The 18776-nt window shown below is 37.1% G+C and carries 21 protein-coding genes and 2 tRNA genes; 6 read left to right on the forward strand and 17 right to left on the reverse strand.

The window, feature by feature from the left end; translation table 11 throughout:
- Positions 1-138: 138 nt before the first annotated feature.
- The 3 genes from BUA72_RS02930 to BUA72_RS02940 are packed head-to-tail and all read right to left on the reverse strand — an operon-like array spanning position 139 to position 2603.
- Positions 139-603 (reverse strand): GNAT family N-acetyltransferase, encoded by a 465-nt coding sequence (locus BUA72_RS02930; RefSeq protein WP_072921741.1) that lies wholly within the window; start codon positions 601-603, stop codon positions 139-141.
- A 23-nt stretch (positions 604-626) separates the two neighbouring features.
- Positions 627-1970, reverse strand: a complete 1344-nt coding sequence (locus tag BUA72_RS02935) for a hypothetical protein (RefSeq protein WP_072921742.1) — start codon at positions 1968-1970, stop codon at positions 627-629.
- Positions 1971-1982: 12 nt separating this feature from the next.
- Complete coding sequence (locus tag BUA72_RS02940; RefSeq protein ID WP_047450105.1) at positions 1983-2603, reverse strand: TetR/AcrR family transcriptional regulator; 621 nt, start codon at positions 2601-2603, stop codon at positions 1983-1985.
- Positions 2604-2691: 88 nt separating this feature from the next.
- On the opposite strand from BUA72_RS02940, the gene BUA72_RS24730 reads away from it, so the two are divergent.
- Positions 2692-2826, forward strand: a complete 135-nt coding sequence (locus tag BUA72_RS24730; protein WP_262484390.1) for a hypothetical protein — start codon at positions 2692-2694, stop codon at positions 2824-2826.
- On the forward strand, positions 2826-3197 hold the full coding sequence (locus BUA72_RS02945; protein WP_047450102.1) for a hypothetical protein: 372 nt from the start codon (positions 2826-2828) through the stop codon (positions 3195-3197). The genes BUA72_RS24730 and BUA72_RS02945 overlap by 1 nt, the downstream gene beginning before the upstream one ends.
- Here the strand turns inward: BUA72_RS02945 and BUA72_RS02950 are convergent.
- Together BUA72_RS02950 and BUA72_RS02955 are read right to left on the reverse strand one after the other, a co-directional pair.
- Positions 3165-3911, reverse strand: a complete 747-nt coding sequence (locus BUA72_RS02950; RefSeq protein ID WP_072921743.1) for a hypothetical protein — start codon at positions 3909-3911, stop codon at positions 3165-3167. The genes BUA72_RS02945 and BUA72_RS02950 overlap by 33 nt on opposite strands.
- 38 nt (positions 3912-3949) lie before the next feature.
- A complete protein-coding gene (locus BUA72_RS02955) occupies positions 3950-6319 on the reverse strand; it encodes an outer membrane beta-barrel family protein (RefSeq protein WP_072921744.1) in 2370 nt (789 codons plus the stop codon).
- A gap of 93 nt (positions 6320-6412) precedes the next feature.
- Between BUA72_RS02955 and BUA72_RS02960 the strand changes: the two genes are divergently transcribed.
- Complete coding sequence (locus BUA72_RS02960) at positions 6413-7027, forward strand: Crp/Fnr family transcriptional regulator (protein ID WP_228407831.1); 615 nt, start codon at positions 6413-6415, stop codon at positions 7025-7027.
- Between the two features lie 556 nt (positions 7028-7583).
- Positions 7584-8600 carry an NAD-dependent epimerase/dehydratase family protein gene (locus tag BUA72_RS02965; protein ID WP_072921746.1) on the forward strand — a complete coding sequence of 339 codons (1017 nt, stop codon included), beginning with the start codon at positions 7584-7586 and terminating at the stop codon, positions 8598-8600.
- A 12-nt stretch (positions 8601-8612) separates the two neighbouring features.
- Here the strand turns inward: BUA72_RS02965 and BUA72_RS02970 are convergent, their stop codons facing one another.
- Positions 8613-9236: a hypothetical protein gene (locus BUA72_RS02970; protein ID WP_072921747.1), complete on the reverse strand. Its 624-nt coding sequence runs from the start codon at positions 9234-9236 to the stop codon at positions 8613-8615.
- Between the two features lie 89 nt (positions 9237-9325).
- Positions 9326-9712, reverse strand: coding sequence for a VOC family protein (locus BUA72_RS02975; protein ID WP_072922477.1), 387 nt, complete (start codon positions 9710-9712; stop codon positions 9326-9328).
- A gap of 454 nt (positions 9713-10166) precedes the next feature.
- Between BUA72_RS02975 and BUA72_RS02980 the strand changes: the two genes are divergently transcribed.
- Together BUA72_RS02980 and BUA72_RS02985 are read left to right on the forward strand one after the other, a co-directional pair.
- Entirely contained in the window at positions 10167-10730 is a 564-nt protein-coding gene (locus BUA72_RS02980) for a TetR/AcrR family transcriptional regulator (RefSeq protein ID WP_072921748.1), read from the forward strand.
- A 39-nt stretch (positions 10731-10769) separates the two neighbouring features.
- Entirely contained in the window at positions 10770-12188 is a 1419-nt protein-coding gene (locus BUA72_RS02985; RefSeq protein WP_072921749.1) for an MFS transporter, read from the forward strand.
- A gap of 40 nt (positions 12189-12228) precedes the next feature.
- Here the strand turns inward: BUA72_RS02985 and BUA72_RS02990 are convergent, their stop codons facing one another.
- From BUA72_RS02990 to BUA72_RS03035, 10 genes are all read right to left on the reverse strand, one after another.
- The gene (locus BUA72_RS02990; RefSeq protein ID WP_072921750.1) at positions 12229-13341 is read right to left on the reverse strand and encodes a TlpA family protein disulfide reductase; all 1113 of its coding nucleotides are present in this window, start codon (positions 13339-13341) and stop codon (positions 12229-12231) included.
- Between the two features lie 113 nt (positions 13342-13454).
- Positions 13455-13907, reverse strand: coding sequence for a hypothetical protein (locus tag BUA72_RS02995; RefSeq protein ID WP_072921751.1), 453 nt, complete (start codon positions 13905-13907; stop codon positions 13455-13457).
- An 8-nt stretch (positions 13908-13915) separates the two neighbouring features.
- Positions 13916-14986: a serine hydrolase domain-containing protein gene (locus BUA72_RS03000; RefSeq protein ID WP_072921752.1), complete on the reverse strand. Its 1071-nt coding sequence runs from the start codon at positions 14984-14986 to the stop codon at positions 13916-13918.
- Positions 14987-15068: 82 nt separating this feature from the next.
- Entirely contained in the window at positions 15069-15269 is a 201-nt protein-coding gene (locus BUA72_RS03005; RefSeq protein WP_047450067.1) for a YqaE/Pmp3 family membrane protein, read from the reverse strand.
- Between the two features lie 48 nt (positions 15270-15317).
- On the reverse strand, positions 15318-15755 hold the full coding sequence (locus tag BUA72_RS03010; protein WP_072921753.1) for a hypothetical protein: 438 nt from the start codon (positions 15753-15755) through the stop codon (positions 15318-15320).
- Between the two features lie 11 nt (positions 15756-15766).
- Positions 15767-16498: a class I SAM-dependent methyltransferase gene (locus BUA72_RS03015; RefSeq protein ID WP_072921754.1), complete on the reverse strand. Its 732-nt coding sequence runs from the start codon at positions 16496-16498 to the stop codon at positions 15767-15769.
- A 1-nt stretch (position 16499) separates the two neighbouring features.
- Positions 16500-16572: transfer RNA gene (locus BUA72_RS03020), tRNA-OTHER, on the reverse strand.
- Between the two features lie 4 nt (positions 16573-16576).
- Positions 16577-16649, reverse strand: a tRNA-Lys gene (locus tag BUA72_RS03025).
- A 17-nt stretch (positions 16650-16666) separates the two neighbouring features.
- Positions 16667-17977: a hypothetical protein gene (locus BUA72_RS03030; RefSeq protein ID WP_072921755.1), complete on the reverse strand. Its 1311-nt coding sequence runs from the start codon at positions 17975-17977 to the stop codon at positions 16667-16669.
- Positions 17978-18054: 77 nt separating this feature from the next.
- The gene (locus BUA72_RS03035) at positions 18055-18771 is read right to left on the reverse strand and encodes a hypothetical protein (RefSeq protein WP_072921756.1); all 717 of its coding nucleotides are present in this window, start codon (positions 18769-18771) and stop codon (positions 18055-18057) included.
- Positions 18772-18776 lie beyond the last annotated feature (5 nt).

Below are 18776 nucleotides of genomic sequence, written 5' to 3' on the forward strand. Positions count from 1 at the left end.
CGCAAGTGAATGGTGAATTTTAGCATCGGGATGCGGGTTTCGTGGTTCAAACCAAGAGTTACCTGTTACATCCATATACTTTCAATCCCAAATTCCCTACCTCCAAAACTCATAACTTATAATTTATAACTCATAACTCTAATTTAAGTCTTTCTCCATTTTATAATTGGTGAGATCAATTCCTTTTACATTGACAGTTTGCTCTTTGATGACTTTAAAACCCATTTTTTCAAAGAAAGGTCTGGCCGTTTTACTGACATCAGCGGCCAATGTTTTTTCTTTCCGGAGGGTGGCTTCCTGTTCAATAAAGGTATACATTTTCCGGGCAATTCCCTGATTTTGAAAATCCTTATGAACGAAAAGAAGATCAATATAATTTCCATGATCGAGGGTGCAAAATCCTGCCATTTGACCATTTATTTTAGCGACAATCACCAACTGACTGTCTATTACCCTAAGCCATCTTTCTTCATTTTCCGCTCCGGATTTCCATGCATTGATCTGATCGCTGCTGTAATCGTTTTGGCAGACCGTCGTAACGGTATCTGTAAAAAGGGTGCGCATTTCTGTCAGGTCGCTGGAGTTGCCTTTTCTGATGATCATGTCAAATATTTTTGCCGTTTATTTTATTTGTATAATTCCAGTCCGTTCGAAAAAACCAGAACTTTTTTATTGTTCTTTTTGGTCGCTTCATAAACATAGAAGTTCTTATTGTTGTAACTTATGTTTTTATAAAGAACCGGTTTCGTTGTATATCGGGGCTCTATTTTTACCCGCTTTCGTGGAACATCAAACCATACTCCATACAGCCCGTTTCTGATAACGATTTTCTGGTCTGTGATATCATCAAATTCAAAAGGAATTACGGTAAGATAGCTGTCTTTTGCTTTGGTATCACCGTTCGGAACAATCATTCCTGTTTTTTTTCCTTTTTTAGCGATGAGGTAAGGGATGGTCTGTCCCTCTTTATTTTTAAAAAGCCGCTGCTCTATTAAATCATAGATAAACCCCGATGATCTCTGGCGGATAGATTCTTCAATAAATCCGAATTTATTTCCTTTTCTGGCTACAATAACACGCTCCGGATCATTGTAGTGAACCTGGTTCAGTCCTATAAAAATATCATCATAAGCAAAATCAAGTTCTGTATTGGGATATTTATAGGCATAAAGCTCTTTCGTATTGTCTTTTACAATGGTAGGGTACCTTTCATCATAATCGTAGGCATATTTGTATTCTCTCAGTTTTTTCCAGCCCTTGTCTTCACCGGTAAGCTCCCGTTTGGCAAGAAGCTGTTCTACAGGTTTCCGTTTTTTTGATACACTTGGAGGAGGCGGAAAATTGAGATCTCTTGTGGTAATGGTAGTTCCTTCTGTTTTACCATCCTTTTTTTGATAGCCTTTGAATGTAACGATACTTCCGTTTTTATGATAAGATATTGAATCATAGGAGGCAGGAATAATATCCTCGGAAAATTCTTTAATTCCCTTTTTACCGTTGATCTCAGTCATAGTGTATCTGGAAAAATCACCAGGAAGATCGTAGAGATTATCATAGATATATAAAGCAGGGTTCTCATCAATCTCCCATGTCCCGTTATGATATTCCGGCCATACATTTCCTATTTTTCCATTCTTTTTAAAGTGGATTTTCTGATCCGCAGACTGTACAATTTCTAGGTTCTTAAAATATCTTTTGTTATCAGCGTCAATAAAACAGATCTCGTTTTTCTTCTTCATCAGATAATAGGTATAGGATGGATCGGAAAGCATAAAATCAATCACAGCATCATATTGAGGCTGTACTTTTATATTTCCCAATGTATCTGCAAGCCCCCATTGACTGCCTACCTGATAGGGCAAAAGAAAGGTATTATCCGACGTTACAGCTTCCGGTGTATCGTCCTTTGATTTATTTCCGCAGGTTGAAATGATGATTCCAAATAAAATAATTGATAGTATGCTTTTCATGGTTTAGTTTTATCAGCTAATGTATTTTAATTCATAAATTTTTTGCTGTTCTTCGGTAAGCAGTGGATAAAAAAGATTCATCTGAATAAGCGCATAATGCTTTACAGCCTCCTCTTTGTTGAGTTTAAAAGAAAGGCTGTTGTGGATGAGCCAGTTGTCTGCAATAATGAAAATCTGCGTGGTGAGGCTTCCCAGAATAAAATCCGGAATATCGTTTCTGAAAATATGGTCTTTCTGAAAACCTTCGAAAATTTCCCTGAATTCATCTTTTCTGGTGATGTTAATAGATTCATACTGTGATTCTATGACCGGAATTTTTTTAAGAATATCAAAGAAATTCATGAAGATAAAACGGAAAGAATAGAAAACCTCATAGGTTGAAAAAGTAAAATGATAAAGATCTTCCAGCGTTTTATTTTCTATTATCCGGAGATCATTCATTAAAGCATCCATTTTAAGAATCAGTTCAGAAAAAAGGATCTTGATAATATCTTCCGAATGTTTAAAATGATAATGCAGATTTCCCGCACTGATGTTCAGATCGGCTGCAATATGCCTTGTGGTGATATTGTTGTAGCCTTTTTCATTGAATAACTCCAATGCTTTTGATAATATTTTATCCTTGGTTTTCATGATCCAAATATAAGAGACTTTAAATCATATTTCAAAATTAGAACATTTGTTCTAATTTTTATATCTTTGCCTTATCAAATTTACCGGGATGGAAGGACAAAAAAAATTCAATTATGAAACCGCCGAAAACAGAGACTCCAAAAAAGGAAAAGAGATACAGGAAACGCTCGTGAAAATCCTGCAGATCATTATCGGATTCATCATGGCCATACTTCATATGTGATGAAAAATAAAATTTCATACTGGTTTTTGCTGGGGCTTGCCATCTGGCTATTGATTATTTTTCTGAGAAAGAAAGGAATTACTATTCCAGTAATCAGCAATCATCTGACTGATTGTATCACGGTTCCCATGTACACTTATCTGATAGAATATCTGATGAATAACATTCTCGGTTATCACTGGAAACCCGATTTTAAATTTATTCTGTCTTCAACGTTATACCTTTCAATTTTGTTTGAAGTAATCTGTCCAATGCTTTCGGAAAAATTTACAGAAGATATTTTGGATGTTCTGGCCTATCTGGCGGGAGGTATGGTGTATTATTTTCACAGGACCATATTATTGAGCCTTTTCAAACGTGAGGATATGTAGAAAACCCATTGTTTTCTGATATTCAATGATGAGTCGCTCTTTTTGAAAATAATATTTAAATGAATATATAGCATCTCCTGAATTGAATGTTATTTTATTAGGTTTCGCACTGTACTCAAATAATGAGGTTTTTGCTGCATTATAGATTGAAAATGTATTATAATTAAAATTTAGTGAACTTATCTCCTTTAAACGGATATTAACTATTTCTTCATCCTGCAGGTACCCAGCCATGATTTTATTTTCAGGTGAGTCTGATAAGGGAATTGTTTTAAAATCAATAGCTTTCCATTTTCCAAGTAGTGTTTTTCGTTGCTTTTCCGTTTCTTCAGCCATTGATACTTCTTTTTTCATATCATCTGACTGGAAATCATTTCGAAAAAAGCTTCCGTAATAATCTTTTCCTTCTACAATAATCTTATTGGAATCTAAAACCTTTATTTGAAATAAGGCATTGTCCCGGTCATAAATTTCCAATCCTTTTAACTGAAGATTCTTGTTGAGCAGATACTTTTTACCCCAATAGGTCGTACGTGCTGCCTGACCGTTCTCAAAATGTAGGAATTCCCGCCAATGATCATTGTCTTTGGTGACCAGAGAATCGGAAAGCCACTCACCGTTGAAGAATTCAGGGTTATAGTCTTTATGGCAGGAGACCAGCAGAAATCCTGTACATATCAGGAAACTGCCGGTCAGTATTTTTTGTAGCAGCATGGTCAAAATGTATCTGCTTCTAAATTATAAAATAAAGTTTAATTTCCTCCACCTGCCCGCTTGGATTCTTCAAATTTTACTTCTTTCGTAGCTCCTTTTACATTATTGTTCCCGAATTTATAGGTTACGGAAAGATAGAGGTTTCGGGTAATGCCTTTATTGTAATATTCAACGTCATAATTCGGATAATATTCTATTCCCTTGTTTCGGTTGGTATTCAGAATATCATTCACATACAGGTTGATCAGGAGCTTTTTCTCAATCAGATTCAGTTTCATTCCGGTATAAACGGATGTATTGGCAAAATAATAGGTATTTCCGTCTCTGTTCGGTAGATTGCTCCAAAGTCCCAGCATTAAAGTAAGGGTCTTGCTTTTATTCAGGAAGAAATTATTATCAACATTGAAATTGGCGCTGTATCCCTTTGGTGCAGCTATTGCCGTTGGATCGTAAGATTTTGTTTTGGAATAAAAAGCATTCACAAAAACATTGGATTCCAGCCATTTCAACTTGTTGTAATTATAACTGATATTGATTCCGGTCTGGTCTTCATTGAAGAAATTTTTCACAATGCTGTATTTCGATTTTCCTTCCACCACCTGAATCCTGTCCCAGTCATCTTTTGTTTTGTTGTAGTACAAAGTGACATTAAAATTATTATTTAAGACATATCCGAACTCCATATTATCCGAAAATGACGGCAACAGATAAGGATTTCCCGTACTGTACTCCAGTTCTGAAACATAAAATTTAAACGGATTCAGATTTCCAAAATACGGTCTTGAAATTCTCCTTGAATAATTGATGGAAAACGCGTGATTTTCGTTCGGTTTATAACTGATGTACGCAGTAGGGAATAGTTTTCCGTATTTGATTTTCGCCGAGGAATCATCATTCATAGAAATTCCTTCCAGGGTTGTATATTCGTAGCGAAGCCCTGCTTTAGCATCCCATTTGTCATTGATCTTAAAATTGGCAGATGCATAGGCCGCGTAGTTCTGTTCGTTGTAAAAGAAAGTATTTGTTCTTTTTGTGTTAAGAATATATTGGTCATTCTCAATATTGAAGAAATTAAATTCAGAATCATTTTTGATCTTCGTATACTTCAGTCCCGCTTCTGTTTTAATCTTACCGAAATTCTTTTCAAGATCCGCCTGACCTGAATAAATTCTGTACTCACTCACCGGATTCGCAAAAGTAGAAACGATGTCCGAAGTAATAGTATTGTAGAAATTTCTCGCATTGGAATTATTGAGCATCATATTCGCCGTTAAGCTCAGCTTGCTTCCCGAAGAATCAATTTTCACATCATAAAACGCACTTGCATTATGAATATTTCTGCGGTTTCTGTTGTTGAAATTTGACGCAACATCCAGATAGCCGTCCTTGTCGAAAATACTGGCTTTGCTTTCACCCCTTTCGATAGGATTACTGAAAGAATAGTTGTAGTTGAACCCTACCAGATTTTTATCATTGATTTTATATTCACCCTTTAAGCCGCCTCCCTTATAACGGTAATTGTTGGTGTTGATACTGTTTGTTTTCCAGTAATTGTTGTCCGTAGTTCCGGTAAGATAATTATAAGAACGGTTTTCCCAATAATTGTCACCGATAGATAAATTGCTGGTAATCGAAAGTTTTTCTCCCTGATAATTAAAAGTAGCACCACTTCTGGTTGATGTCGTAGGTCTTCCCCAATAAGAACTTCCCGAAGTCTGAATAGAGCCGTTCCAGCCCAGACTCGAATTTTTCTTAAGAACAATATTAATCAGTCCGCTTTTTCCTTCGGCTTCATATTTGGCTGGCGGTGTGGTGATCACTTCGATCTTTAAAATATCATCTGAACGGATGGTTTTCAAATAATTGATAAGTTCCTGACCGTTCAGATTTAAAAGTCTGTCGTTGATCATGACAGCGACATTACTTTTTCCGGCGATACTGATCGCATCATCCGTGGCACGAACCATCGGCGTTTTTGCAAGTGCTTCCACAGCATCAATTCCCTGTGAAGCAACAGAATTTTCTACATTGAAGACCAATCGGTCCACCTTTCTTTCAAATAATTTTTTTCTTGCAGTAAGAGTGACACCTTCCAGTTTTTGTTCTACCGGAGCCTCTTTCAGTTGAATGTCTTTCTTCGAATTTCCTTTTACAGTAATATTTTCACTGTTGGTTTTTACCCCGTCTTTGATAATTTCAAGAATATAGTTTCCATCTTCTTTTAATGGAATTTTAAACATCCCGTTCTCGTCTGTGATTGCAGAAAATTTGGTGTCCGCTTTTGTAAGGAGGACTTCAGTTTCCGTGGCTGGTTTGTTTTGCAGGTCGGTAACTTTTCCCTCTATGCTTTGCGCGAAAAAGTAAGTGGATGAGACAAGACTTAAAAGAAGAATAATCTTTCGGTTCATGGTTTGCTTTTCATATATAACAGCTCACCAAGTGGTGGCATTACATAAAAAGTTGGAAAAAACAGAGAAGCTTTCAGTAAATCAGGTTTTGTTTTGGCTATTTTTGTAAGATATTCCGAAAAATATTTCATCATGCATGACAGGCTTTTACAGGAGATGAATTCTGATTTTAATTTCAGTTCTGATGAAATTGAGACGATTAAACTGTACTTCGAACCAGTCAGTTATCCAAGAAATACGCTCCTGGAGGAAGCCGGAAATATTCCCGGACATCTGTACTATATTGTTTCAGGATACCTCAGGCTGTTTTATATGGATGAGGGTGGCAATGAAGTCACAACACACATCAATTGCCCTCCCGGATTTTTCACGTCTTATACCCATTTTATCAGCCAGACCAGATCTGAAGATTATGTACAGTGTATCACGGACTGCAGTCTTTTAAGAATTACTAAAGAAAATCTTGATAAGCTCGTCAGCAGCAGTCAGGCGATGAAAGATTTCAGTATTTCAGTGTTTCAGAAGTCTATTGCTTACAATGAAAACCGTTCCAGAGAACTATCGGTCCTGAATGCGGAACAACGTTATCTTCAACTGATAGAAAATTATCCTGAAATCATTCAGAATGTTCCCATTCAGTATATCGCTTCTTTTTTGGGAATGAAACCGGAAAGTCTGAGTAGGATTCGGAGGAAAATAATTAACTGAGTAAGAGACAAGAAACAAGAACCAAGATGCTAGACATCAGACATCAGATTTCAGACTATTTTTAATAAGTCAATGGTCAATTTTGCTTCGCAAGTGAATGGTGAATGAAGATTTTAGATGTCAGATAGCAGACATCAGATTTCAGACATGAGACTTTTACATTAATTTTCAGCAAGTCATAAAGTTTCAGGATGCGGGATGCTGGATTCACGGTTCGAACCAGCAACTGTCAACCAGCAACAAACTAATTCCCATGAGTTCTGCCTTTCCAATTTTCTATCAATTTTAATAAGTCAATGGTCAATTTTGCTTCGCAAGTGAATGGTGAATGAAGATTTTAGATGTCAGATTTCAGACACGAGACTTTTACATTAATTTTCAGCAAGCCATAAAGTTTCGGGATGCGGGTTTCGCGGTTGGAACCAGCAACAAGCAACTATCAACCAGCAACAAAACTTTACTCTCAAACTTATACCCGTAACTTTCGCATTAACTAACAAAAGTCAAGTGGTTCCGGAGTAGGGAAGGTGAACTTTACAGCATTAAAATCAATGCAATGATAAAGAACAATCTGGCTCTGGTTTCAGGGGCCAATGGACATTTGGGGAATAATGTAGTACGGCTTTTATTGAAAAAAGGCATTCCTGTACGGGCAGCGGTAAGAAATACGAAGAACACAAAACCTTTCGAAGGATTAAACTGTGAGATAGTGCAGGCCGATATCACGGATAAAGCTTCTTTTGTACAGGCACTTCACGGGGTGGAAACTTTTTATGCAGTAGGGGCTTCCTTTAAACTGTGGGCAAAGGATCCAAAAAAGGAAATCTATGATGTGAATATCAACGGTACCCGCAATACGATAGAAGCGGCAGCTGAAGCCGGTGTAAAGAGAATAGTTTATGTGAGCTCAATTGCTGCTTTGAATTATTCAAAACTCCCGGCAAGAGAAAGTGGTGGCTACAATCCGGACAGAAGAGATATGTACTACAATTCTAAAAACGATGGTGAAAAGCTGGCTTTCGAACTGGCGCGCAAGCTGGATATTGAACTGGTTTCCGTAATGCCTTCCGCAATGATTGGTAGTGATGCTTTTTTCCCATTGAATGTTTCCTACAATATCCTGAAACTTATTCTGAACAAAGAAATCCCAGTCGATACAAAGATTACCCTGAACTGGATCGATGTCAAAGATGTTGCAGAAGGATGCTATCTCGCTGCCCAAAAAGGACGTTCCGGTGAACGCTATATTTTAGCTAATGAAAAGTGTATGACGATCACAGATACCACTATTTTAGCAGGAAAATTATATCCCGAACTGAATGTAAAAGTACCGGGTTCAGTTCCCAAATTTTTACTGTATGCTATTGCAGGGATGATGGAGCTGACCGCGAAATTAAGTGGGAAACCGCCTTTGCTGACGAGGAAAGATATTGCGATGTTCTCCGGACTTCAGCAGGATTTTGATATTTCCAAATCCAAAAATGAATTGGGATTCAATCCAAAAAGTCCCGGGCAGGCTGTAGAAGAAGCACTGGATTATCTGATGAAAAATAAAAATCTTCTGGGGGCTTGAAAAAGCCTCTTTTTATGGGGTGTAAAGCTGGATGATAGATCCTTTATAATATTTCGTCAGATCATAAAGTTCTCCGAAATAATGCTGCAGCGCAAGATCGTTATTTTGAGCGGAGCCTTTTGCACGGAACTGCTTTTCTGCAAGGGCATACAAAGCCGGATGTTCCGTTTTTAAATAATGGGAAAGTACTGCACAGCTTCCTTTTTCCTTTAGGGCAATGTCTGTAAAAAATAAACCATAAATCAGAAACTGATTGAAATTTTGAGAATTCACTCTGAAATCCAGCTTCTGTTGGGAATATTTCTCGTAATCGGAAAGGATTTCCTGAAAAGAATGTACGTTTTCTTCTTTCGGGATTTCATAGAAAAGATCGAGACCATGGATGAACAGCTGGGTTTTAGCTTCTTCATTATCCGTTGGATAAGCATTACTGAACCAGGTGAAAATACTTGAAAGCTCTTCTTTGGAAAGTTCTTCCACAGAATCTTTTACTTTATTTTTGATAATTTCAAGGCTTACTTTGGCATCAGCCTGAAGAAAGTTTAGGATATTTTCTTCCTCACGGCAGAGTTTATTGTACAAATTGATTTTAGCAATATTCGGATTCGTTTTGATGAAATAAAGTTCTTCTGCCATTGCTTGATACCACATGATCTTTTCCAAAATGGTACCTAAAGATACGAAATATGTGACGATTAAAATTAAAAATATTATGCAGTGAATTATTAATCATTTTTGAGGGTTTCATGAAGCGCAATCCGGTTTCCTTCGGAATCTTCAAATTCTGCGACTGCAAATCCATACTTTTCATTGATTTTTTTTGGGTAGAGTATGTTCCCGCCATTCTGAACCACTTTGGCTAATGAATGATCCATATTTTCTGTTTTAAAATAAATAATAACTCCATCTTTTGTTGGCTGGTACACATCTCCTTTCGCTAGAGCGCCTGTGATACCGCTGCTTTTTTCCTTAAACGGAAACAAAGACATTTCATACCCATCAATATCTTCTTTTTCAAAACTGAAATTAAAAACATTCGTGTAAAACTGCTCAGCACGTTTCATATCATTCACAGGGATTTCGAAATAGATAACGGGGTTAGAAGTATTCATATTTTTTTCTTTTGAGGTACAGGATAGAAGTGTTAAAGGGAGAAGGGTACAATATAAGAATCGTACAAACGGAATTTCTTTATTTTTAATCATTAGTTTTTTCATCTGTACATATTAGATAACGTATGAAAATTACGGAGATATTTTTATATTGAAAAGGATTTGTAGATAATAGAACATGATCATATTCAATAGGGATGGGCTTTAGCCCTTTCCGCATATTTCGAAAGGGAACATAAAATTATGTAGATATTTTTACATTGGAAAGTAGATGTTGATAATGAAACATAATATTATTCAATAGGGATGGGCTTCAGCCCATTCAACAAAAAAAATCAATACCATTTGGCTTTAGCCAAAACCTAAATATCATTTCAATTCGAAACGATCCACGGAAAATAAAAAAATAGATAGACTTATCTATTTTTAATCTACCTTTGTAAAAATTTTCGGAATGAAAAAAGAAAAAGTACAGGAAAGGATCATCAGGGTGGCTTCGGATCTGTTTTACAGACAGGGCTTCAATTCAACGGGAATCAACCAGATTATTGCTGAGGCAGACATTGCGATCGGTTCACTGTACAATCATTTCTCATCCAAAAATGATCTTCTCCAGGCTTATCTGATCAAACAAGAGGTGGAGTGGTTCAAAGGTTTTGAAGAACATTCTTCCAAAATTTCTGACCCGGGAGAAAAAATACTTTCGCTGATAGACTACCGGAAAAAATTACAACAATCATCAAAATTTGCAGGCTGCCATTTTATAAAAATTGTGGCTGAAGTAGGAGACAGCAGTCCTGCGGTTTCCGATTTTGCCAGACAGCACAAGGAAAAGCAAAAAGAAATGATCCGAACAATGGTAAATGAACAAACCGAAAATAAAAAGGATATCAATACAGATATGCTTACGGAACAGATTTTTCTTTTGATAGAAGGTGCCGTAGTTACTTCTACGATCAATAAGAACACAGATTCTTTTGATCAGATCCAAAAAATGATTAAGGCACAGTTGTCTTAATTTTTTTTCTCAATTAAAAATAGATATATCTATATAAAAATGAATGCTAAATATTTGAAATTGATGGTGATATTATCCGGTCAACTGCTTACCATCATGGATATCTTCATCATCAATGTATCCATTCCGTCGATACAGCGTGATCTTCATGCTTCCAACGGAGAAATGCAGCTGATGATCGCGTCTTATCTTATTGGTTTTGCTTCATTCCTGATTACAGGTGGAAGGCTGGGCGATCTGTATGGGAGAAAAAAGATCTTCATGATCGGGTTGGTATTTTTTATGCTGAGTTCGGTGACGTGTGGAATTTCGGCTGGACCGGAACTTCTTGTTATTTCCCGTTTTATTCAGGGAATCAGTGCGGCGATGATGTCTCCGCAAGTTCTGTCGATGATACAGGTTTTGTTTTCAGCGCATGAAGAAAGAACAAAAGCGATGGGCTGGTATGGGATTACCATTGGAGTGGGAACCATTTCAGGTCAGTTTTTGGGTGGCTATTTTTCATCGGTAAGCTGGATGGAGGAATCCTGGCGGCTTATTTTTCTGATCAATATTCCGGTATGTATGTTAGCCTTACTTTTCAGCAAAAAAATATTAAACGAATCTAAAATTTCAGTTGAAAAAAAGACTTTTGATTTCGTTGGAGTAGCAGTCTTAGCTTCCGGGCTTTTCTGTTTTACCTATGCACTTACCCTGTCTGAGCATCAGGGAATTCAGGTCAAAAGCATGGTATTGGCCGTGATTTCAATACTTATTTTAATCTATTTTGTCAAAAACCAAAAGATGAGGTTAATGCAAAGGAAATCTTATCTGATGGATTTTACTTTATTCAGCTATAAAAACTTCAATCTTGGAATATTAGCCGTTTCTTTTTTCTTCATTATGCTGGATTCTTATTTTTATATTCTTTCCCTTTTTTTTCAGGATGGACTGCACATCGGATCAATGGCTGCCGGAGAAATCATTGTGTTTCAGGGCCTCGGTTTTATTCTGGCTTCTGTGTTTTCCGCGAGATTTATTTTAAGGTACGGTAAAAAGTTTTTAATAACCGGATTGGTTTTGATTATGACCGTTCTGATACTTCAGATTCTTTTATTAGATAAAGAAACACCTTTTTTTGTGCTCTGTCTCTTGCTTTTTTTCCACGGAATCGGCGTGGGCTCCATTATCCCTTCCTTGGCGAATATAGCTCTGTCCGGATTGCCATCAACATTGGCGGGAAATGCTTCAGGAGTCTACAATACCTTTGTACAGGCAGCTGCCATCATTGGAATTATTGTCGTGGGAAGTGTTTTCTATTATTTTCTCGGACCTAAACCTACATCAAAAAATTATCACCAAGCTTTTTCGATTGCTTTGGCTGTCAATATTATTTGTCTGATGATTGTTCTGCTTTCGATTGCAAAAGTTCCGGAGCACATACTTCCTACAACAAAACGAAAAGACGGCAGGTTTTAAATGAATGCCCAAAAGTAATTTCCAGCTTCCCTCCCAATAACTATTTCAAATGCTTTTCTATGACAGCTTCCAGCGTTTCCTGTCCGCCCAGCTCTTTTGAAAGGATTTTTCCATTGCGATCTACTATGATGAACAGTGGATATCCTCCGGCATTGAGCTTTTTAGTGAATTCTTTTGTAGTGTCAAAATAGCTTTTCCAGGTGGCATTATTCTCCTTGAATATTTTATTGGCCAGATCCATTCTCTGCTGCGTTTTGTCGTCTGCAACACTGATGAAATTCACGCCTTTGTCTTTATATTTTTCATACAGCTTAACAAGCTCGGGAAGCTCTTTAATGCACGGTTTACAGCTGGTAGACCAATAGTCGATCAGGGTGAGTTTATAATCTGAAAAGGTTGCTTTTGTAATTTTACTTTCTGGACCGAAATCGATGTCGGGGAAATTTCCTCCCACATTGGTTGAATTTTCAAGGATTAATATTTTTTCAAAATCCTTAAAACAGGACGAAGCTTTTATCTTTTTTGAAAATAAGGGAAGATCAGTCAGGTAATTTTTATGAAAACCATACTTTGAAAAAGAATCTATAATTTCCCAGAATGCAGGATAAGATTCCGGATTTTTTTTGATGTATGCTTTCAGCAGTTTTTCTTTATTGTCAAGGTCCGCTGGATTATTTTGTTCAAAAGGTTTGAGTTTTTCGTCTGCCTGTTGAAGATATTCTTTCAGCTTTTTATAGTCGTTATTAATGACTGCATCCGGTGGGATGACCAATGTTAAATTTTTGTCAGCAACCTGAATTTTTAAATTTCCATTTTCAATGAAGAACATTTTCGATTGCTGAAATCCTTTCTTATCTTCTTTTGGACCCATCATGATCATCGGCATAGGGCAGGGAACTGTTCCGCCAATCGTATTATCCTGAGGCTGGATTTTAATGAGTGCTCCCTTTGAATTTCCGATAGATTTAACGCTTTTATTGTCCGTATTTAAATTAAGGCTGTATATCGAAATAATGTTTCTTGATGTGGCCGGAGGTGCCAACAGCAGTGAATCTTTTTCAAATGCAGATGCCTTCAATTCAATATTAAACTGTGTTTGAGAAAATGCTGAACTGCTTACTAAAAATAATAAAATCTGTGAAATTCTTTTCATATCAATGGATTGGGATATAAAGATATTACTTCATCATCCGGCGTACAAATTTATTTGCTTTTTCAGTTCAGCGTGTATATTTAAAGCTTGTGATTGAGATCAATAAAAAAATATTAATGGGTTAGAATACGATCTATTTTGGTGATCAGAAAGTTTTCAGGCGAAAGGAATTGATAGGAAATTTCATAATAAACATAGCCATACATAAACACAAAATGAATTTTAAATTCATAAGAGGCGAGGTTTAGAATTTCAACAAAGTAATTGATGTAATTCATATCTTCTTTACCTATGTCGTGATTATGGGCAATAAGACCATTAACGGCTGTTTTCGTTTCAGAGATGATTCTCGATCTGTTATCTATGTAAAAATCAATGAATTCTCCCAGACGCTGTTCAAAATCAGTATGTTTGACATATTCATTGGGAAAATCGTTCTCAAATCCGAAAACAGGACTTCGATCGGTCTCGGATAAGCCATTGTACGAGAAATTGTCAAGGCTTTCCCAGTTTTCTGTATTTTGTCTGAATTCAAAAAATCTTCCTTTTGGTGTTGTAATCTTCATTCGGGGGATTATTTTTTAAAAGACTGTAATGCAATCTTTGCTATGTTTCGGGTGATCTCTGTCGGCGAGTGGCAGTCACAGTTGCTCAATCCTATAACGTAAATGTCTTCACCAGGAATATAGACACCCATACTTTTAAATCCGAAAATACTACCGCCATGCTCCCTGTCAGGGCTTCCGTTGATATCTTTCAGGTGCCATCCGTAACCGTAAGTGAATTCTTCTCCGCTGTTCAGCTTGTATTTCTGGAATGCTTTTTTAGTTTCTGCCGGATTGAGAAGGATATTTTGGTTCAAAGCCTTCTGCCATTTCAGCAAATCGTCTACCGTAGACATCAAAGAACCGGATGAAAAAGGAACACTGAAGTTGATCACTGTTTTATTGACAAATCCATGTTCTTTCTGATGATATCCGTACGCTCTTTTTGGAATAATATGACGGTCTGTGGCATAGTAAGAATGCGTCATGCCTGCTTTTTCAAAGATATTCTTCCTGATGAAATCTTCATACGTCTGTCCTGAAGCCAGTTCGATGATATATCCTAAAACCACATATCCCGAATTATTGTACTCAAATTTTTCACCCGGAGCAAAATCGACAGGTTCATTTTTGAAAAAATCAACCATCATTTCAGGCTTCATTTCTTTTTGTGCGATGGTGGATATCGCTTTCATTTTTGTAAAATCCTTAATTCCCGAAGTATGGGTCAGCAGATGGTGGATGGTAATTTTATCCCCTGAAGGATAGTCCTTAATGTATTTTGAAATCGGGTCGTTGACGTTCAGTTTTCCCTGCTGTTCAAGCATAAGGACCGCCACAGATGTAAACTGTTTGGTCATAGAACCGATCTGGAAAACGTTATCAGGGGTCATATTCATATTCAGCTCAAGATTGGCTTTTCCAAAAGCTTTCCGGTATATGGTTTTTCCTTTATGAGCAATCATAAATACACCTCCGGGACCGTTAGGATCGTTGAATTCTGTAGTAATTAAGCTGTCTATTTTCTTTTCCTGGAATTGTGCATCAATGGTACTGCAGAAAAGCAACAGAAACATTGAAAAAAGTTTTAGAGTAATCATAATTATTATTTTGTTATGCAAAGATATAAATAATTATCATTACTATGTTATGCTCAATAGTGATTTCGTAAAAAGGAAAAATTTATCTCTGATTTTGTTTCACTGCCTTAATCAGTTTCTCATTGCGTCTGTCTGCTCTAGCATTGTTTAAAGATAAAGCCGCCCAGATAGCTGCAGGAAGCCAGCCAATCAAAGTGATTTGTAAAATAAGACAAACGATTCCGGTGAGAATTTTTCCACGGATCATAAAGGATAGAAAGGGAAGTAAAATCGCTAATAACATGAGGTATAGTTTTAGATGATGTTTTAATTTTTATGACTTTTCAGATTTTTATTCTTTAGCTACGGTTTCTTCGTAATTGTCCGGCTCATTTTCTAACGGAGCTGGAAAGAAAGTATTTCCTTTTTTTGTATAGACTTTTGCCCGGTAAGGATATTTTTCAATACTTTTTTCGATGGCTTCAAACAAATCAGGTTGGGTAAACCATACTGTTCCGCATTCACCACAGCCCCAAAATGGTTTTTCGTCTTCTACATAAGAAATCAGACCATAGCATGAACTGACCGGACATCTCAAATGATCCTCATCCACTATTTTCTGTGGAAGAGGCGGATCCATCGTTTGTGGATTCAGAGAGAAGCCGCTATAGCAGGAAGGACATTCCAGCATGATAAAACGCATTCCTTTTTTCTGCGAATCCAGAATGAAAGAAGCCTGTTCTCCGGATGCCGTAAATGTTTGTTTACAATGATCACACGTAATATTCATAATAGTTTCCGTTATTTTTCTGCTGAGATCAACAACATCATAGGACGGCGCAATTCATCCTTCATATCAGAAAATTCTTTCAGCATTTCTTCGCTGGGTTCCGGCTCAATCAGTTCATTAATTTTGAAACCCTGTTTCAGCAAAGTATTTAGATAAGAAGACAGTGTTCTATGGTATTTTATTACATTTTCGCCTAAAAATGTGGTATCTCTTTTTCCTTCTAAGAAATAACGGTCAACCGGCCAGTGCAGTTTTTCATTATTTTCACCATACATCCAATCCTGTTTTCCCTGTGCTGTAAAAACGGGATGTTCCACAGAGAATACGAAATGTCCGCCGGGTTTCAGCCATTGATAAATATGATGAATAAGCGTATCCAGTGATTCTACATAATGAAAGGTCAGTGAGCTCAATACGATATCAAATTTTTCTGAAGGATATTCAAGGTCTTCAAGAGCTTTTCTTACATATTCAATACCATCCAGGTTGTTGATCTGTTTTGCTTTATCAAGCATTTTTTCTGAAAGATCAACCCCGATAACAGATTTTGCTCCTTTTTCAACAGCATAGCGACAATGCCAGCCGAAGCCACAGCCAAGATCAAGAACGTCTTTTCCCGTAAAATCCGGCAGCATTTTTTTCAGTGCAGGCCATTCTCCGGCACCTTCCAGCCCTTTTTGAGAGCGAAGCATTTTTTCATACTGTTCGAAAAAGGATGAGTTATCGTATTTATTTTCTTTCATGTTCTGATAACAGGGCTCGAACCTGTGTCCTCCCGGAAGAAGAGCCGGGTGCTCTGCCGCTGAGCTATATCAGAAGTGGGATAGGTGCAGGGCTCGAACCTGCGTCCACCCGGGTGAAGAGCCGGGAATTCTACCACTGAACTAACCTATCTTTTTATTGTTCTATTTTCAGATCTTACCTGAAAAATACTTGTTTTTTCTTAAAACCGAAGCCAGAAAAGGATTAGATACCGTAACGCCATGTACCAGTTCTGGTGTAGGGGTAAACTGACTGACCTGATGAGTCCGTGGTGCAATCCAGCCTGATTTTTCAGGATCAAGACCTGCTTTTCTACAGGCTTCCACAATCATTTTTTTATTACAGAATTCTTTCCCCTGAAAAACTTCCCAGGGCAAAGGTACAGCATTCCAGACTTCTGTATTAGGGTCCAGTTTTCCTCCGGTGGACAAATGCCAGGCAATGACATCGGCAGCCATCAGACGCATCACTTTTCCAAAACTGAGATCTTCCAGGATATATTCCATTCCCAATGCATAGATAAGATTCATCCAGCTGTCTCTGGCTTTATTCCATGCTCCGGCGGTATTGTTCCACGTGGTGGAATCGTTGCCCCTCTGTACGGCCATTGTTTTTCTTTTAATGTCGTTTTCAGTCCATAATTGTGCAAGAAATTCAGCAATTTCCTGAAGGATGTAGGTCCATTTTCCCAACAGACTACCTTTCTGCTCATCGGTAAGATGCTTCAGAACTTCTCCAGTCGTATACATATAGGAAACAGCCTGCCATTGGGTTCTGCCCGGATATTCTTTACATCGGTTGAATAACATTTCGCAAATTTCATCAAATGGTCTTTCCTGACTTTGATTGGTAAATGTACTTCTAACACCGCTGCGGGCATTAAAATAAGCAATAAAACAAGCCGTATTCAGATCTGCATTAAAATCTTGTTGACTGATCGTATGGGAAAGCCCATGTTTGGCTATTTTCTGAAACTCAATTTTCTTGGATTCCTGAATATATTGGTAGAGTCTTTTTTCAATACGCTTCAGAAGACGCCACTTTTTGTTATAATTTCTTTTGGAAATATCCAGCCCTGCTTCTTTTCTTTCAGCTTTATTAAGTCTGTCCGATTTAAAATCGTTTTGCCCTACAGATTTCCGGATCAGAGGTGATATTTGATTTAAAAACAGCTCAATATTTTCAGCATTGTTGTAATCCGATTTTTTATTTTCACTGATCTTAAAAATTTCAACGGCTTTTGTGATCTGTTTTTCAGCACCAACGGCAGTTCCGAAAGTTTCGAGCATAGAAGTATACCCGTATACACTTCTTTTCAACGAACCTTGGGCTGCTTTTTCTAAAACAGAGTGTTCAGACTTGGTCAGGTCATCTTTCAATAAATCAACGATCATTTCTGCAACATCCTCCGGACGTCTGCGTTGATCTAAAGTATTGTAAAGTTCTTCAATGGTGGTCATGATACCATCAAAATTATTAAAAAATACCGGTTACACCAGATAAAAGGTTAATTTTTCAAATCTGGCCGATCATTTTCTTACTTCTGCTGCTTTTTCAATGGCCACATAAAAATCGCTCCGATGATTCCTAAAAAGATCAGGATAAATACAGCCAGACCTGTTACCAAATCATAAAATAATGAACCCTGAAAATAAAACAAATCTGTAGATAAAAACAGTTTACTTTTTTCAGGCTGATCTGGATTGGTGAGAATAAGATAATCCCTTTTCTGTATTTTTTCTGAAACCGATTTTGAAAATTCATCTACCAGCTCCCGGCTCTTTTTTCTGTTCCAAAACGGATAATATTTGTATAAAGCTTCAGGTTCCGAATTTCTATATGGTGTTCCGTTAAACTGATATTCGTAATCAATATTAACGTAGGAATTTCCTTTCCGCTTATATCCACTGTCCCAGGAAGTAAATGGCTGCATCTTTTGGGCATTCACAGGCCTCCAATCTCGATGAGAGCATTTAAATTCCATGATTTTCAGAAAAGGAGAAAGAGATAATACGGTAATTAAAAGGAGATAGACTACACCGGTTGTTACCAGAAGATTCTGAGCTGTTTTTTTTAAATCAGTTCTCACATTCCGGAGACTCTTAAAATTAGTGATCATAACCAGAAGTACAGCATATACAAAATACCTGACAGGGTTTTCTATAAAGACAAGAACCACTAATCCTCCTACAATCACAATGGATCCTAGAACCTTAAAAAAGATATCCGATATTTTTTTGAATTTTCCAGCCATAGAAA

The sequence above is a fragment of the Chryseobacterium sp. OV279 genome, from assembly GCF_900128945.1.
Taxonomy (GTDB): Bacteria; Bacteroidota; Bacteroidia; order Flavobacteriales; family Weeksellaceae; genus Chryseobacterium.

Bases quoted from the DNA above. Each gene is read 5' to 3' on its own strand.
- BUA72_RS03015 (WP_072921754.1), bottom strand. From the start codon at position 16,498: ATGAAAGAAAATAAATACGATAACTCATCCTTTTTCGAACAGTATGAA.
- BUA72_RS02950 (WP_072921743.1), bottom strand. From the start codon at position 3,911: ATGCTGCTACAAAAAATACTGACCGGCAGTTTCCTGATATGTACAGGA.
- BUA72_RS03010 (WP_072921753.1), bottom strand. From the start codon at position 15,755: ATGAATATTACGTGTGATCATTGTAAACAAACATTTACGGCATCCGGA.
- BUA72_RS02985 (WP_072921749.1), top strand. From the start codon at position 10,770: ATGAATGCTAAATATTTGAAATTGATGGTGATATTATCCGGTCAACTG.
- BUA72_RS02975 (WP_072922477.1), bottom strand. From the start codon at position 9,712: ATGAATACTTCTAACCCCGTTATCTATTTCGAAATCCCTGTGAATGAT.
- BUA72_RS03035 (WP_072921756.1), bottom strand. From the start codon at position 18,771: ATGGCTGGAAAATTCAAAAAAATATCGGATATCTTTTTTAAGGTTCTA.
- BUA72_RS03030 (WP_072921755.1), bottom strand. From the start codon at position 17,977: ATGACCACCATTGAAGAACTTTACAATACTTTAGATCAACGCAGACGT.
- BUA72_RS03000 (WP_072921752.1), bottom strand. From the start codon at position 14,986: ATGATTACTCTAAAACTTTTTTCAATGTTTCTGTTGCTTTTCTGCAGT.
- BUA72_RS02990 (WP_072921750.1), bottom strand. From the start codon at position 13,341: ATGAAAAGAATTTCACAGATTTTATTATTTTTAGTAAGCAGTTCAGCA.
- BUA72_RS02965 (WP_072921746.1), top strand. From the start codon at position 7,584: ATGATAAAGAACAATCTGGCTCTGGTTTCAGGGGCCAATGGACATTTG.
- BUA72_RS02935 (WP_072921742.1), bottom strand. From the start codon at position 1,970: ATGAAAAGCATACTATCAATTATTTTATTTGGAATCATCATTTCAACC.
- BUA72_RS24730 (WP_262484390.1), top strand. From the start codon at position 2,692: ATGGAAGGACAAAAAAAATTCAATTATGAAACCGCCGAAAACAGAGAC.
- BUA72_RS02940 (WP_047450105.1), bottom strand. From the start codon at position 2,603: ATGAAAACCAAGGATAAAATATTATCAAAAGCATTGGAGTTATTCAAT.
- BUA72_RS02945 (WP_047450102.1), top strand. From the start codon at position 2,826: ATGAAAAATAAAATTTCATACTGGTTTTTGCTGGGGCTTGCCATCTGG.
- BUA72_RS02955 (WP_072921744.1), bottom strand. From the start codon at position 6,319: ATGAACCGAAAGATTATTCTTCTTTTAAGTCTTGTCTCATCCACTTAC.
- BUA72_RS02930 (WP_072921741.1), bottom strand. From the start codon at position 603: ATGATCATCAGAAAAGGCAACTCCAGCGACCTGACAGAAATGCGCACC.
- BUA72_RS02980 (WP_072921748.1), top strand. From the start codon at position 10,167: ATGAAAAAAGAAAAAGTACAGGAAAGGATCATCAGGGTGGCTTCGGAT.
- BUA72_RS03005 (WP_047450067.1), bottom strand. From the start codon at position 15,269: ATGTTATTAGCGATTTTACTTCCCTTTCTATCCTTTATGATCCGTGGA.
- BUA72_RS02995 (WP_072921751.1), bottom strand. From the start codon at position 13,907: ATGAAGATTACAACACCAAAAGGAAGATTTTTTGAATTCAGACAAAAT.
- BUA72_RS02970 (WP_072921747.1), bottom strand. From the start codon at position 9,236: ATGGCAGAAGAACTTTATTTCATCAAAACGAATCCGAATATTGCTAAA.